We start from the raw sequence: 14,770 nt of genomic DNA, 5'->3' as shown, positions 1-14,770 counted from the left end.
GCGGCTGACCGGGATGTGGCTGCTGGACCGGTTGCGGCGGACCGACTGTGGCCGGCCGGGTCGCGGTGGGCCGGGCCGCTGCTGCCGGCCGCCGGGGGGTTGTTTGCGCGTGCCTCCGGCTTCGACCGCGAGCTACCGCCGACCTCAGCCCGCACGCCGGGATCTCACCGCATCTCGCTGCTACAGCACCGCCGACGCGCGGATCAGGGGCAGCAGGGCGGCGATCCGGTGCCGGGGCAGGTCGATCAGCCGCAACTCCAGGTCGTCGTCGTCCCCGATCCGCTCCCGCGCCTCCCGCTTCGTCAACGCGCCGTGCGTCACGGTGACCAGCGCCTCCCGCCACACGTTCCCCAACTTCCCGTGCGCCCGCATCAACACCTCCCGCACGGCCAACCCGCCGACGTCCAACGTCCCCGCCGGCACCTGATCCGCCACCACCACGCAGTGCTTCCCGTCCGGAGTGGACCGCAGGAACCGCAGCGCGAACCTGGTGTCCACCAACGAAGTCAGCCCGTGCTGACCCGCCGCCGACGCGACGTCGGGGTGGTTGTTCGGCACCAGCGCCGCCATCCGACCCGGCGAGCACGCCAGCAGCGTGCGCAGCAGCCACGGCCCCGGATCACCCGACAGGTCCACCGCCAACGACGCCGCGCCCTTGCCGATCGGGTCCGACCACCCCGGCGCACGAGGCTTCGGCGGCGGTGACGACTCCGGGCGCGGGGCGAGGTCGACCAACGCCGCCAACGCCGTCGAGCCCGGCCCGGTCGCCTCCACGGACTGCGGCCCGTGCGTGTAGATGGAGGTCTTCGAAGACACCGACGTCGCACGGCGGGACGTGGGCCGGCACACGTACAGGTCGGCCGCGCTGCCGATCGCCTGGGCGCCGTCGAACCGGTGGAACGCGGGGAGGATCGCCTCGAACACCAACCCGAGCCGCTGCAACTCCTGCTGCACCTTCAACCCCAGCGCGGGCGTCCGGTCGCTGAACCCGTACGCCAGCAGCACCCGCCCCGACGACAGGTCGGCCAGGCACTCGACCGCCCGCGAGGCGAACAGCCCGACGCCCTCCGGCGTGTAGGGCGGATCGCTGAACACCAGGTCCGCCGACTCCGAGAGCGCGGGCGGCAGGCCGAACCGGAAGTCCGCGTGCACCGTCCGCACCGACCGCCCGCGTGACGCGGCGCGCGTCGAGACGTACTCCAGCAGCCGGTCGTCCACGTCCACCACGACGACGTCGACGTCCGGGTTCACCACGCACACCGCGAGGGACGTCAGGTCGTGGTCGCCGAGGCACAGCAGCGTCCGCCCGGCCAAGTCGTACGTCGTGTCCAACCACAGCGCGCGCTTCAACGCCGTCTCCGCGGTCGCCTGCACGTGGTCCAGTGCGGACAACGGCGGCGGCACGTCCGCGATGTCGGCCAGGATCGACCGCAGTTCCGACGTGTGCCGGGACACCAGCGCGTCCACCGGGTCGACCAGGTCCTCGGCGACGGCGAACTCCGCGTAGTCGGCTGCCTTGGCCGACGCCAGCCGGTACCGGTCGCCGCTGGTCTCCAAATCGTCGCCGATCGCGGTCAGCAGCTCCTGCACGGTGCGCCGCGGCACGGCGGGGAGGCGGACGAGCTCGGCCAGCGTGTGCCAGTCGCCGGCGAGCAGGTCGAGCACGCGCCGCAGCTTGCGGGCGTGCGCACCGCGTTCGGTCAGGAGGGCGCGTACTGGTTCTGGGGCCACAAACGTTGCAGCCTACTGACCGAACGGTGAAACGTCGTGCCACGGTCGGATCGACGGGCTAGGGTCGGGCGACGCTTGATACCCATCGGCAGGAGGACCACGGGTGATCGAGTTCCGCGACGTGACCAAGCGGTTCGACGACGGGACCACCGCGGTGAACGGCCTGGACCTGGTGGTCGAGGCGGGCACGATCACGGTCTTCGTCGGCCCGTCCGGGTGCGGCAAGACCACGTCCCTCCGCATGGTGAACAGGATGCTCGACCCGACGTCCGGCACGATCCTGGTGGACGGCAAGGACGTGCTCGGTGTGGATCCGCCCACACTGCGGCGCGGTATCGGGTACGTGATCCAGCAGGCCGGGCTGTTCCCGCACCGGACGGTGCTGGACAACGTGGCCACGGTGCCGCTGCTCATCGGGTGGACCAGGCGCAGGGCGCGTGAGCGTGCCGCCGAGCTGTTGGAGCTGGTCGGCCTGCCCGCCGAACTCGGCCGCCGCTACCCGGTGCAGCTGTCCGGCGGTCAGCAGCAGCGCGTGGGCGTGGCGCGGGCGCTGGCCGCGGACCCGCCGGTGCTGCTGATGGACGAGCCGTTCAGCGCGGTCGACCCGGTCGTGCGGGAAGGACTGCAGGACGAGTTGCTGCGGCTCCAGGCCGACCTCGACAAGACCATCGTGTTCGTCACGCACGACATCGACGAGGCCATCCGCATCGGCGACAAGGTCGCGGTGATGCGCACCGGCGGCTTCCTCGCCCAGTACGCGCCGCCGTCCGTGCTGCTGACCAGGCCGGCCGACGACTTCGTGGCGAACTTCGTCGGCAAGGACCGCGGCTACCGCAGCCTGTCCTTTGTGGACTCGTCAGGTGTCGAAGTGGCCGAGGTGCCCACCGTCGCCGAAGGTTCCGCGCCGGAGTCCTCTTCGGACTGGCGGCTGGTGGTGGACGCGGACGAGCGCCCGCAGGGCTGGGTCGCGCCGGACGCCGCGGTCGTGCCGGGCGGCTCGCTGTACGAGGTGGGCGCGGCGATCCGGGGCGCGCTGGACTCCGCGCTGTCCTCGCCGTCCGGATTGGGCGTGGCGGTGGACGCCGAGGGGCGGCTGGCCGGCGTCGTCACGGCACGGCAGGTGCTGGACGTGATCGAGAGCCGCCGTGGGTGACGTGGTGAGGTACCTCAGTGACGCCGGCACGAGGGCGGCGCTGCTGGACAGGCTGCTCGAACACGTCTACCTGTCACTGGTGCCGCTGGTCGTGTCCGTGGTGCTGGCGATCGTGCTCGGCCTGCTGTGCCACCGGTTCCGCCCGGTCAACGCGGCGCTGATCGCGTTGTCGAACGTCCTCTACACGATCCCGTCGCTGGCCCTGTTCGCGATCATCCCGGCGTTGATCGGCACGAGGGTGCTCGACCCGGTCAACGTGATCAGCGCGTTGACCCTCTACACCACCGCGCTGCTGGTCCGACCGGTCGCCGAGGCGCTGGACGCGGTGCCGTCGCACATCACCGCCGCGGCCACCGCGATGGGCTTCCGGCGCTCACGCCGGTTCCTCACGGTGGAGCTGCCGCTGGCCGTGCCGGTGCTCGCGGCGGGCGTCCGGGTCGGTTCGGTGAGCAACATCAGCCTGGTCAGCGTGGGCGCGCTGATCGGCACCGGCGGTCTCGGCACGCTGTTCACCGACGGCTTCCAGCAGCGCTACCTGGCGCCGATCATCGTCGGCATCGTGCTGACCATGGTGCTGGCGCTGGTGGTCGACCTGCTGCTGGTGCTGCTCCGCAACGTCCTGACCCCGTGGGCGCAGGGGGGCAAGCCGTGATCTTCGCCGAGGCGTTCGCGTGGCTGGTCGACCCGGTGAACTGGTCGGGCGGCAAGTCGATCCCGGTGCGGGTCGGCGTCCACCTGCTGTTCTGCGTCGCCGCGGTGCTCGGCGCGGCGCTGATCGCGGTGCCGCTCGGCCTGTTCGTGGGCCACACCGGGCGCGGTGCGGTGGTGCTGGTGGGCGGCAGCAACGCGTTGCGCGCGTTGCCGACGCTGGGCCTGGTCACGTTCCTGTACCTGATCACGGGCGGCGGCACGGCCGGTGTGCTGATCGCCCTGGTGGTGCTCGCCGTGCCGCCGATCCTGGCGGGCACCTACGCGGGCATCCAGGACGTGGACCGCGGTGTGGTCGACGCGGCGAGCGGCATGGGCATGACCGGGACGCAGCGGTTGTGGCGGGTCGAGGTGCCGAACGCGCTGCCGCTGCTCATCGGCGGCCTGCGCAACGCGACGCTCCAGGTCGTCGCCACCGCGTCGGTGGCGGCGTACGTGGGCATCGAGACGTTGGGGCGCCCTCTCCTGGACGGCGTGCGGGTGCTGGACTACGCGCAGTTCGTGGGCGGCGCGATCCTCATCGCGCTGCTCGCGGTCGCGCTGGACGCGGTGCTCGCGGGCGTCGGCAAGCTCGTCGTGCCCCAAGGCGTGCGGCTGTCCGCGCAAGCGGGGAGGACGCGCTCGAGAAGGATGCAGTCGAGGCGCCGGAATACACCGGCGCCCGTCGAACCTGGAGGAAGTCCGGCATGAAGCGCACGTTGGCCGTCATCGTCGCCGCGGCCACCCTGGTCGTCTCCGCCTGCGGGTCCAAAGAGGACCTGGGCGGGACCGGGCAGGACGCCGCGTCGGGTGAGGTCGTGGTCGGTTCGGCCGACTTCACCGAGAACAAGATCCTGGCCGAGATCTACGCCGGCGCGTTGAAGACGACCGGCGCCACGGTGTCGGTCCGGCCCGGCATCGGCGCCCGCGAACTGGTCGTGAAGGCGTTGCAGGACAAGTCGCTCGGCGTGGTGCCGGAGTACACCGGCAACCTGCTGAACTACTTCGACAAGACCAACACCACGACCGAGGCGGAGGCCGTCTACGCGGCGTTGAAGTCCAAGACGCCGGAAGGCCTCGAAGTGCTGGAGAAGTCGGACGCGGAGGACAAGGACGTCCTGGTGGTCACCAAGGCCACCGCGGACAGCGGCGTGAAGTCGATCGCCGACCTCGGTTCCGGCAAGTACGCGCTCGGCGCGGCCGGTGAGTGGCAGCAGCGCTGGGAAGCCAAGATCAAGGACCTGTACGGGGTGACGTTCACCGAGATCAAGACCACCGACGCCGGCGGTCCGATCACCGTGGACGCGCTGAAGAACGGCACCGTGCAGGTGATCAACCTCTACACCACGTCCGCCGACATCAAGGCGAACGACTTCGTGGAGCTGGAAGACCCGAAGACGATGTACCCGGCCCAGAACATCGTGCCGCTGCTGCGTTCCGACGCGGTCGACGCGAAGGGCAAGGAGGCGCTGGACAAGGTCTCCGCGGCGCTCACCACCGAGAACCTGGCCGACCTGGTCAAGCAGGTGGACGTCGACAAGAAGACCGTGGCGAACGTGGCGGCGGAGTTCCTGAAGACCGTCGGCTTCTGATCGTCCGAGTCGCGAGGGCCGGGGGTGCTCACCCCGGCCCTCGGGCATTTTCGCAACGTTACGAGAATCGTTGACAACCGATCGCGGTCGGTCGAACACTGTGCGCATCGCCGTCCTCGGCCTCTTCCGGTCCGGAACCGCCATTCCGCCGCCATTCCTCTTGTGGAGGGCAGAATGCACATTCGTCGACACCGGTCACGATTCTTAGCGGTCGCGGCAGTCGCCGCGGCGATCGCCGGCAGCGGGGTGGTCGTGGCGCAGGCCGCCACCACCGGGTGTTCCGTCACGTACGCCGTCCCGTCGCAGTGGCAGGGCGGCTTCACCGCGAACGTGACCGTCACCAACCTGGGTGACCCGGTCTCGTCGTGGACCTTGACGTGGAGCTTCGCCTCGGGCCAGCAGGTCTCCCAGGCGTGGAGCGCCACCACGTCGCAGAGCGGCAGCCAGGTCACCGCCCGCAACGCCACCTACAACGGCAGCCTGGCGACCGGCGCCACCGCGTCGTTCGGCTTCAACGGCTCGTGGAACGGCAGCAACCCCGCGCCGACTTCCTTCGCCCTCAACGGCACCACCTGCACGGGCGCACCGTCGACGACCACCACGACGACGTCCGGTGGGTCCACGACGTCGACCCCGACGTCGACCACCACCCCGACGTCGACCACGTCCGTCCCGCCGAGCGACAACCCCGCCTGGGGCAGGTCGCTGCCGCCGGCGGACGCGCAGACCAGCATGGCCTACGACATCGTCGTGTCGGCCAACGGGAACGGCTACACCCCGCGCGCCAACGAGTGCTCGCGCGAGGTCCACGCGCGGTACTGGACCTACGGGCCGGACGGCAAGGTCTACCCGACCTGGCACCCGCCGCGTGACGCGAGCGGCTGCGCCTTCGGGCACGAGCACGGCGACGACCCGCGCACGTCGGACCTCTTCGCCACCGCGAAGTGGGCGCCCTTCGGCTACACCAGCGAAGTGATGATGGCGGCCAACCCCGGTGGCGCGCACCGGCACGAGGACCACGTCGGCCACAAGGTCCTCGCGGTCAACAACTCCAACGTCAAGCAGGGTGACGACGGCACCAGCTTCTTCCCGCCGAGCGGCGCCACGACCGCCGTGTGCGACGTCCTGCTGAAGTTCCACCAGGGCACCCACTCGCCCGACGCGTTCACCAACAACGCGCACGAGCTGATCTACTACAACCGCTGCTCGCACAACGACAACGGCCAGATCAGCGAAGCGCGGTTCACCGCCTTGATCCCCAGCGGCCGGCCGGGCGGTTTCGGCGCCACGGACTGCCCCGGGCCGTTCAACAACAAGTTCACCACCGTGGGCCCGGCCGTGCCCGCGGACTCGCCGTCGGACACCCGCTCGCTCGGCCGCCTCATCACCGACGCGAGCTGCGTGCAGGCGATCCGGGAGGGCAAGACGCACTTCGAGGTGATCACCGGCACTGAGGTCCCGTTCGACACCAACGACTTGCACGAGTTCTGGTTCTCGAACGTCTCCGTCACCACCTCGCAGCTGACGTTCACCATCCAGCCGCTGTTCTACGTGCTCAACCCCAGCCGCTACTACGACGCCTCGAAGCCGAACCGGCTCGCCCGCCAGGTCGACCTCTGCTACGACGGCATCCGCGGCGACTACTGCGACACCGTCCGCCGGATCACGCAGCAGACCGGACAGCGGGTGGCGTGGGACGACCCGCGCTCGCCGTTCAAGGGGACGCTGCGCGAGTTCCGGCCGGGTGGGTTCACCGTCCGCAACACCGGGCCGGCCACCGTCTACACCGACGTGTACGGCCGCAACGCGTCGACCGCACCGTTCACCGGCTCGATCCAGCAGCACTTCTCGGGCAACCACGCGCCGGTGCAGATGTTCGTGCGCGGCGCCACGAGGGACTACGCGGCGAACGCCGCCGACCAGATCCACGCGCCGAACTGACCGTCCCGACCCGACCGTCCGACCCGACCGTCCCGGGTGGGAACCCGCGGCCCGTCCGCGGGTTCCCACCCGTTCGGTCGCACCGCGCTCAGCCCCGGCCGCCGATCCGCGCGGTCAGCTCGTCCGCCGCACGTCGGATCTCCACCGCCAGCTCCGGCCACGTCTCGCCGCACTCCACCTCGCAGACGTGCCGGAACGTCACCGTGATCGCCGCGATCGGCCGTTCGCCGTGGTCGAAGACCGGCGCCGCCACCGACGCGAACCCGGCCGTCACGTACCCGTCCTCCACCGACCACCCGCGCCGCCGTTCCACCGCCAGCAACCGCCGCAACGCGGGCAGGTTCCGCGGCCCCCGCCCGGTCCGGTCCACGAACGTGCCCGGCACCAACGCCCGCACCTGCGCCGCCGGCAGCCGCGCCAACATGGCCCGCCCCGAAGCGGTCAGGTGCGCCGGCAGCCGCACGCCCACGTCCGACACGATCGTCGTCGGCTGGCGAGGCTGCTCCCGCACCAGGTAGAGCGCCTCCGAGCCGTGCAGCACACCGAGGTGGGCCGTCCGCCCCACCGAGTCGACCAACCGCCGCAGCAACGGCCGCGCCAGCCGTTCCAGCGGGTCGTGCCGCAGGTACGCCGAGCCGAGTTCGAACGCCGCCACACCCAGCCCGTAGCGTCGCTCCTCTGGGAAGTGGGTCGCGAAGCCTGCCGCCGTCAGCTCCGCCAGCAGGTGGTACGTCGTCGACCTGGGCAGGGACAGCTCGCGCGCCACCGCCGCCGCAGACACGGGACCGGGCCTGCCGGCCAGCAGGCGCAGCACCGCGAGCCCTCGGCGCAACGCCGGCACCTCGCTGCTGCCTCCCACGGAACCCATTCTCGACAGAACCGGGCCGGGGCGCATTGGAGGGTCATGACGGCACCGGTCCGTGGACGAGGCCGGGAGCACCCAGCGCGTGTGGAAGCACAGCAGCGGGTACGTGCACGCGCCGAGCTTCGAGCTGCTGGTGCCCAAGGACGCGCAGGGACAGGACGCGCTGCGCCGGCAGATCGCCTCCTGTTCCGCGGCCGACAAGGCGACGATCAACGGCAGGGCCGCCCTGGTGGTGGATCCGACGAAGAGCGGCACGCCCGGGCCCGACGAGGACGAGGGGCCGGACGGGACGCCGCCGGACGCGAAGGTCATCCTCAACCCCGCACCGGACCGCTACCTCCAACTGGTCCTGTCGAACGCGGTGGAGGCGCGCGGCGACGCCATCCGGATCGCCGAGTCGCTGCAACCGGACCCGACGTCGGTGCGCGGCCCCGTGTCGATCGGCGGCGCGGTCGCCCACCAGGCCCAGGTGACCGACCAGGGCCGGCAATTGTCCACGACCGGCGAGGTCAACGGGACCTCCTACGGGGCGAACCTGGGCAGCTTCGTCGTGAACACCGGCTCCACGCGCGTCGAGCCGGTCGCCGTCACCGCTCGCGGCGCGTCCGCCGAGTACCTGGGTGCGCGGGGCGGCTACCTGCGCGTCGACCTCGGCCGGAACCTGCACCTGCTGGTCTTCGGTCGGGGCCCGACCCTCGCGTCGGCGCAGGAGCTGATCGCGGTGGCCGAGGCCGTCACGGTCGACACCGCCCCGGCCTGGCTGACGGGCTGACGTGACGTGGTGGGGTGAACCGGGGGTGTGCCCACCTCACGCGCCGAGTTCGACCGTCCCGTCACGCCGCCCCCGGCGGACCATGCGGTTGAAGCTCGCCCCCGCCGCCACCGTCGCCGCGAACCACGTCGCGCCGACGCACACCCCCAACCCGACATGGTCTGGGATACCAGACACGATCGGCGGACGTCGGGTCGTGCGGATCCGGCTGCCGGGTTGAGATGGGTGCATGCAACCCGTGCAGCTGGGTCCGAAACCCCTGACCCGCGATGACGTCCACGCCGTGGCCCGAGGCGACGCGCGCGTGGAGATCACGGACGCGGCGCGCGAGGCGGTCACCACCGCCAGGGCGCACATCGAACGCCTGGCCACCGCCGAGAAGCCCACCTACGGCATCTCCACGGGGTTCGGCGCGCTGGCCGTGCGGCACATCCCGCCGGACCGCCGTGCCGCCCTCCAGCAGTCCCTGGTCCGCTCGCACGCGGCGGGCGCGGGCCCCGCGGTCGAGCGCGAGGTGGTCCGCGCCCTCGTCCTGCTCCGCCTCAAGACCCTGACCAGCGGTCACACCGGCATCCGGCTGGAGACGGCCGAGGCGATGGCCGCGATGCTGAACGCGGGCATCACCCCGGTCGTGCACGAGTTCGGCTCGCTCGGCTGCTCGGGCGACCTGGCCCCGCTGTCCGCCGCCGCCCTGGCCCTCACCGGCGAGGGCGACGTGCACGACGCGGACGGCGCCCTGGTCCCGGCCGCGCAGGCCCTCGCCGAGGCGGGCATCCAGCCCGTCCGCCTGGCCGAGAAGGAGGGGCTGGCGCTGATCAACGGCACGGACGGCATGCTCGGCATGCTCATCCTCGCCATCAAGGACCTGCACCACCTGCTGGACGTCGCCGACCTGACCGCCGCGATGAGCGTGGAAGCCCTGCTCGGCACGGACCGCGTGTTCGCCGCCGACCTCCAGGCCCTGCGCCCGCACCCCGGCCAGGGGCGTTCGGCGCAGCGGATGGCGGAGATCCTGCGCGACTCCGAGATCATGGCGAGCCACCGCGGCCCGGACTGCACGCGCGTCCAGGACGCCTACTCGCTGCGCTGCTCACCGCAGGTGCACGGCGCGGCCCGTGACACCGTCGCCTACGCCGAGACGGTCGCCGACCGCGAGCTGGCGTCGTCCATCGACAACCCGGTGGTGCTGGCCGACGGCCGGGTCGAGTCGAACGGCAACTTCCACGGCGCGCCGATCGCCTACGTGCTGGACTTCCTGGCCATCCCGACCGCCGACGTGGCGAGCATCGCCGAGCGCCGCACGGACCGGATGCTCGACGTGAACCGCTCGCACGGCCTGCCCCCGTTCCTGGCGCACGACCCGGGCGTCGACTCCGGCCACATGATCGCCCAGTACACCCAGGCCGCGATCGTCAGCGAGCTGAAGCGGCTGGCCGCGCCCGCGTCGGTCGACTCGATCCCGAGCAGCGCCATGCAGGAGGACCACGTCTCCATGGGTTGGTCCGCCGCACGCAAGCTGCGCCAGTCCGTCGACGGCCTGCGGCGCGTCCTCGCGATCGAGCTGCTGACCGCCGCCCGTGCCCTGGACCTGCGCAAACCGCTCAAGCCCGCCCCCGCCACCGCGGCGGCCGTCGAGAAGCTCCGCGAGCACGTCGAGGGCCCCGGCCCGGACCGCCACCTCGCGCCCGAGATCGCCGCCGCCGAAGAACTGATCCGGAACGGAGCCCTCTGATGGTGCGCGCCGCCCGAGGCACCGACCTCACCGCCCGCAGCTGGCCGACCGAGGCCGCCCTGCGGATGTTCCACAACAACCTCGACCCGGACGTCGCCGAGCGTCCCGACGACCTGGTCGTCTACGGCGGCACCGGCAAGGCCGCCCGCGACTGGCCGAGCTTCCACGCCATCACCCGCGAGCTGACGAACCTGAAGGACGACGAGACCCTGCTCGTCCAGTCCGGCCGCCCTGTCGGCGTCATGCGCACCCACGAGTGGGCGCCGCGCGTGCTGATCGCCAACTCGAACCTCGTGCCGGACTGGGCGAACTGGCCCGAGTTCCGCCGCCTCGAAGCCGAGGGCCTGACCATGTACGGCCAGATGACGGCCGGCTCGTGGATCTACATCGGCACCCAGGGCATCCTCCAGGGCACCTTCGAGACGTTCGCCGCCGTCGCCACCAAGAGGTTCAACGGCACGCTGCGCGGCACGCTCACGGTCACCGCCGGGCTGGGGGGCATGGGCGGCGCGCAACCGCTTGCGGTCACCATGAACGAGGGTGTGGCCCTGTGCGTCGAGGTGGACCCGCAGCGCGCCCGCCGCCGGGTGGAGACCCGCTACCTGGACGAGATCGCGGACGACATCGACGACGCCATCGCGCGGGTGCTGAAGGCGAAGTCCGAAGGCCGGGCGCTGTCCGTGGGCCTGATCGGCAACGCCGCCGAGGTGCTGCCCGAGCTGCTGCGCCGCGAGGTGCCGGTGGACATCGTCACCGACCAGACCTCAGCGCACGACCCGCTCGCGTACTGCCCCAGGGGCGTCGCGGTGGAGGACTGGGCCGACTACGCCGCCGCCAAGCCGGACGAGTTCACCGACCGGGCCCGAGAGTCGATGGCCGACCACGTCGAGGCGATGGTGGGCTTCATGGACCGCGGCGCGGAGGTGTTCGACTACGGCAACTCCATCCGCGGCGAGGCCAAGACCGGTGGCTACGACCGGGCGTTCGAGTTCCCGGGTTTCGTCCCCGCCTACATCCGGCCGCTGTTCTGCGAGGGCAAGGGCCCGTTCCGCTGGGCCGCGCTCTCCGGCGACCCGGCCGACATCGCCGCGACCGACCGGGCGATCCTGGAGCTGTTCCCGGAGAACGAGCAGTTGGCGCGCTGGATCAAGATGGCCGGTGAACGCGTCGAGTTCCAGGGCCTGCCCGCCCGCATCTGCTGGCTCGGTTACGGCGAACGCCACCTCGCGGGGCTCAAGTTCAACGAGATGGTGGCGTCCGGCGAGCTGTCCGCGCCGATCGTCATCGGCCGCGACCACCTGGACTGCGGATCGGTGGCGTCCCCGTACCGGGAGACCGAGGCGATGGCCGACGGCTCCGACGCGATCGCCGACTGGCCGTTGCTGAACGCCCTGGTCAACACCGCTTCCGGCGCCACCTGGGTGTCCCTGCACCACGGCGGCGGCGTCGGCATCGGCCGGTCCATCCACGCCGGCCAGGTGACGGTCGCGGACGGCACCGCGCTGGCGGCGCAGAAGATCGAACGGGTGCTGACCAACGACCCGGCGATGGGCGTGATCCGGCACGTCGACGCCGGGTACCAGCGGGCCGTCGACGTCGCCGTCGAGAAGAACGTCCCGATCCCGATGAGCAGCGATGACTGACCTCCAGGACATCGCCGACGTCGGACGCGACCGCAAGCGGGGCGGCTACTCCCGGCACGGCTTCGACAGGGTGGAGCTGGAACTGCGCGCCTGGTTCACCGAGGAGGCGACCCGCCGGGGGCTCGACGTCCGGCCCGACCGCAACGGCAACATCTGGGCGTGGTGGGGGAAGCCGGGGCCCGGCGCGGTGATCACCGGGAGCCACCTGGACTCGGTGCCGGGCGGTGGGGCGTTCGACGGGCCGTTGGGCGTGGTGTCGGCGCTGCAAGCGGTGGACTCGTTGCGGGCGCGCGGTGTCACGCCGGCGAAGCCGTTGGCGATCGTGGTGTTCGTGGAGGAGGAGGGTGGGCGCTTCGGCGTGGCCTGCCTCGGCTCCCGCTTGATGACCGGTGCGATCGCGCCGGAGGTCGCCGCCAAACTGACCGACGCGGACGGCGTCACGTTCGGCGAAGCGGCCCACGCGTCGGGCTTCGACCCGTTGCGGATGGGCCGGGACGACCGCGCGCTGTCGTCCATCGGCGCCTTCGTCGAGCTGCACGTCGAGCAGGGGCGCGGCTTGGACGTCCCGGTGGGCCTGGCCGACTCGATCCTCGCCCACGGTCGGTGGCGGTACACGTTCACCGGTGAGGGCAACCACGCCGGTGCGACGTTGATCGAGGACCGCCGCGACCCGATGCTGCCCGCGGCGCAGACGGTGCTGGCGGCGCGCCGCGCGGCCACTTCCGGTGCCCGTGCGACGGTCGGCCGGCTCGTGCCGAACCCCGGCGGGACGAACGTGATCCCGTCGTCCGTGGACGTCTGGCTGGACGCTCGCGCCGAGGACGAGCCGCGCACCCGTGAGGTGGTCGACCGGATCACGTCGGCGGCACGTGCGGCGGCGGAGGACGAGGGCTGCGCGGTGCGGGTGACGGAGGAGAGCTGGGGCGGGACGGTGCACTTCGACCCCGGCCTCATGTCCGACATCCGCGGCGCCCTCGGCGAGGACACCCCGGCCCTGCCGACGGGAGCCGGTCACGACGCCGGGATCCTGGCCGCGCACGTGCCGACGGCCATGTTGTTCGTGCGCAACCCGACCGGGATCAGCCACGCGCCGGAGGAGTTCGCCGAGTCGGACGACTGCGCGGCGGGTGTCGTGGCGCTGGCGACGACGTTGGAGCACCTGGCGCGATGAAGGGGTACTGGTGCGAGCGGGTCTGGCTGCCGGACGGCATCGCGTCGCGGGTGCTGGTGCGCGTGGACAAGGACGGTGTCATCGCGTCGGTGTCCGTCGTCGACACGGTCCCGTTGGGCGTGGAACGCCTCTACGGCATGGTGTTCCCCGGTTTCGCCAACGCGCACTCGCACGCGTTCCACCGGGCGTTGCGCGGACGCACGCATTCGGAGGGCGGCACGTTCTGGACGTGGCGTGACCGGATGTACGCGGTGGCGGAGCGCCTGACGCCCGACTCCTACCTCAGGCTGGCCACCGCCGTGTACGCGGAGATGGCCGTGTCCGGGGTGACGGCGGTGGGGGAGTTCCACTACCTGCACAACGGCGGGAACGAGATGGCCGAGGCCCTGCGCCAGGCCGCTCGCGACGCCGGGATCCGGCTCACCCTGCTGGACGCCTGTTACCTGGCGGGTGGGATCGGTCAGCCGGTGCGGGGGGTGCAGGAGCGGTTCTCGGACGGGACCGGGGACCGGTGGCTGGATCGGGTGGCCGAGCTGCGCGGCGACGAGAACACCAGGATCGGCGCGGCGATCCACTCCGTGCGCGCCGTGCCGCGCGAGGCGTTGGCGCTGGTCGCGGGCGCGTTCCCCGATCGGCCGCTGCACGTCCACCTGTCCGAGCAGCCGGCCGAGAACCGGGCCTGCCTGGAGGCGTACGGGGTGACCCCGACGGAGTTGCTGGCCGAGGCCGGTGCGCTGACGCCGCGGACGACGGCCGTGCACGGGACGCACTTGTCCGCGAAGGACATCGGCCTGCTGGGCGCGACGCGGACCGGGGCGTGCTTCTGCCCGACGACGGAGGCGGACTTGGCGGACGGGATCGGTCCGGCGCGTGAGCTGGCGGACGCCGGGGTGTCGTTGTCGTTGGGGAGCGACCAGCACGCGGTGATCGACCCGTTGCTGGAGGCGCGGGCGTTGGAGCACAACGAGCGCTTGCGCAGCGGGCAACGCGGTCGCTTCACGCCGGCGGAACTCGTCGGAGCGCTGACGAACCACGCGTCGATCGGCTGGCCCGAGGCCGGTCGGATCGAGGCGGGCGCCCCGGCCGACTTCGTGGCCGTTCGGACGAACTCCTTCCGGACCGCCGGAACGGCCCCCGAGCAACTGATCCTCTCCGCGACCGCTTCGGACGTGGCGGTGGTGGTGGTCGGCGGCAAGGTGGTGGCACGTGACGGCGTGCACGAGCAGTTGGGCGACGTCGCACGGCTGCTGACGGACGTGCTCGCGTGATCGGGGTGACGGGAGGGGAAGAGGTCCGAGAGGTGTCGCTCATCGACGTGCCCGGCCTGCCGCGAACCCAGCCGTGCCCGCGTGCCGAGAAGCGTTGGCGCGCACGGCGGGCGGACCGGAGCCATCACGCTGGTGGACTTGGCGGGCTGGACCCCCGGTCGACCACTTGCTCGGCCGAGCGCTCGGTGCGGACGACTCGGCCGCCGGACTGCCCT

12 protein-coding genes are annotated in these 14,770 nt (G+C 71.9%); 10 read left to right on the top strand and 2 right to left on the bottom strand.

What is annotated here, in order from left to right:
• Positions 1-180 precede the first annotated feature (180 nt).
• Positions 181-1,731 (bottom strand): bis-aminopropyl spermidine synthase family protein, encoded by a 1,551-nt coding sequence (locus ACRAKI_RS31965; RefSeq protein WP_447004213.1) that lies wholly within the window; start codon positions 1,729-1,731, stop codon positions 181-183.
• A 103-nt stretch (positions 1,732-1,834) separates the two neighbouring features.
• Between ACRAKI_RS31965 and ACRAKI_RS31960 the strand changes: the two genes are divergently transcribed.
• The 5 genes from ACRAKI_RS31960 to ACRAKI_RS31940 all read left to right on the top strand — a co-directional run bounded on the left by ACRAKI_RS31960 (position 1,835) and on the right by ACRAKI_RS31940 (position 7,104).
• Complete coding sequence (locus ACRAKI_RS31960) at positions 1,835-2,884, top strand: ABC transporter ATP-binding protein (RefSeq protein ID WP_447004212.1); 1,050 nt, start codon at positions 1,835-1,837, stop codon at positions 2,882-2,884.
• Entirely contained in the window at positions 2,877-3,536 is a 660-nt protein-coding gene (locus ACRAKI_RS31955) for an ABC transporter permease (protein ID WP_447004211.1), read from the top strand. Before ACRAKI_RS31960 ends, ACRAKI_RS31955 begins: the two co-directional genes overlap by 8 nt.
• Complete coding sequence (locus ACRAKI_RS31950; protein WP_447008570.1) at positions 3,536-4,282, top strand: ABC transporter permease; 747 nt, start codon at positions 3,536-3,538, stop codon at positions 4,280-4,282. The genes ACRAKI_RS31955 and ACRAKI_RS31950 overlap by 1 nt, the downstream gene beginning before the upstream one ends.
• Entirely contained in the window at positions 4,279-5,163 is an 885-nt protein-coding gene (locus ACRAKI_RS31945) for an ABC transporter substrate-binding protein (protein WP_447004210.1), read from the top strand. Before ACRAKI_RS31950 ends, ACRAKI_RS31945 begins: the two co-directional genes overlap by 4 nt.
• A gap of 174 nt (positions 5,164-5,337) precedes the next feature.
• On the top strand, positions 5,338-7,104 hold the full coding sequence (locus ACRAKI_RS31940) for a cellulose-binding domain-containing protein (protein WP_447004209.1): 1,767 nt from the start codon (positions 5,338-5,340) through the stop codon (positions 7,102-7,104).
• Positions 7,105-7,192: 88 nt separating this feature from the next.
• On the opposite strand, the gene ACRAKI_RS31935 is transcribed toward ACRAKI_RS31940, so the two are convergent.
• On the bottom strand, positions 7,193-7,963 hold the full coding sequence (locus ACRAKI_RS31935) for an IclR family transcriptional regulator (protein ID WP_447004208.1): 771 nt from the start codon (positions 7,961-7,963) through the stop codon (positions 7,193-7,195).
• A gap of 88 nt (positions 7,964-8,051) precedes the next feature.
• On the opposite strand from ACRAKI_RS31935, the gene ACRAKI_RS31930 reads away from it, so the two are divergent.
• The 5 genes from ACRAKI_RS31930 (at position 8,052) to ACRAKI_RS31910 (ending at position 14,555) form a co-directional block, all read left to right on the top strand.
• On the top strand, positions 8,052-8,741 hold the full coding sequence (locus ACRAKI_RS31930) for a hypothetical protein (protein WP_447004207.1): 690 nt from the start codon (positions 8,052-8,054) through the stop codon (positions 8,739-8,741).
• A gap of 229 nt (positions 8,742-8,970) precedes the next feature.
• A complete protein-coding gene (gene hutH / locus ACRAKI_RS31925) occupies positions 8,971-10,473 on the top strand; it encodes a histidine ammonia-lyase (RefSeq protein ID WP_447004206.1) in 1,503 nt (500 codons plus the stop codon).
• Complete coding sequence (gene hutU / locus ACRAKI_RS31920) at positions 10,473-12,116, top strand: urocanate hydratase (protein ID WP_447004205.1); 1,644 nt, start codon at positions 10,473-10,475, stop codon at positions 12,114-12,116. The genes hutH and hutU overlap by 1 nt, the downstream gene beginning before the upstream one ends.
• Positions 12,109-13,287: an allantoate amidohydrolase gene (locus ACRAKI_RS31915; RefSeq protein WP_447004204.1), complete on the top strand. Its 1,179-nt coding sequence runs from the start codon at positions 12,109-12,111 to the stop codon at positions 13,285-13,287. Before hutU ends, ACRAKI_RS31915 begins: the two co-directional genes overlap by 8 nt.
• Positions 13,284-14,555 carry a formimidoylglutamate deiminase gene (locus tag ACRAKI_RS31910; RefSeq protein ID WP_447004203.1) on the top strand — a complete coding sequence of 424 codons (1,272 nt, stop codon included), beginning with the start codon at positions 13,284-13,286 and terminating at the stop codon, positions 14,553-14,555. Before ACRAKI_RS31915 ends, ACRAKI_RS31910 begins: the two co-directional genes overlap by 4 nt.
• Positions 14,556-14,770: the final 215 nt, after the last annotated feature.

It is taken from the genome of Saccharothrix isguenensis, from assembly GCF_052936305.1.
The sequence above is the reverse complement of the archived record's forward strand: the minus strand, read 5'-3'. Positions and strand labels throughout refer to the sequence as shown.

Coding starts and splice junctions, on each gene's coding strand:
- hutU (WP_447004205.1), top strand. CDS start 10,473: ATGGTGCGCGCCGCCCGAGGCACCGACCTCACCGCCCGCAGCTGGCCG.
- hutH (WP_447004206.1), top strand. CDS start 8,971: ATGCAACCCGTGCAGCTGGGTCCGAAACCCCTGACCCGCGATGACGTC.
- ACRAKI_RS31915 (WP_447004204.1), top strand. CDS start 12,109: ATGACTGACCTCCAGGACATCGCCGACGTCGGACGCGACCGCAAGCGG.
- ACRAKI_RS31910 (WP_447004203.1), top strand. CDS start 13,284: ATGAAGGGGTACTGGTGCGAGCGGGTCTGGCTGCCGGACGGCATCGCG.
- ACRAKI_RS31940 (WP_447004209.1), top strand. CDS start 5,338: ATGCACATTCGTCGACACCGGTCACGATTCTTAGCGGTCGCGGCAGTC.
- ACRAKI_RS31945 (WP_447004210.1), top strand. CDS start 4,279: ATGAAGCGCACGTTGGCCGTCATCGTCGCCGCGGCCACCCTGGTCGTC.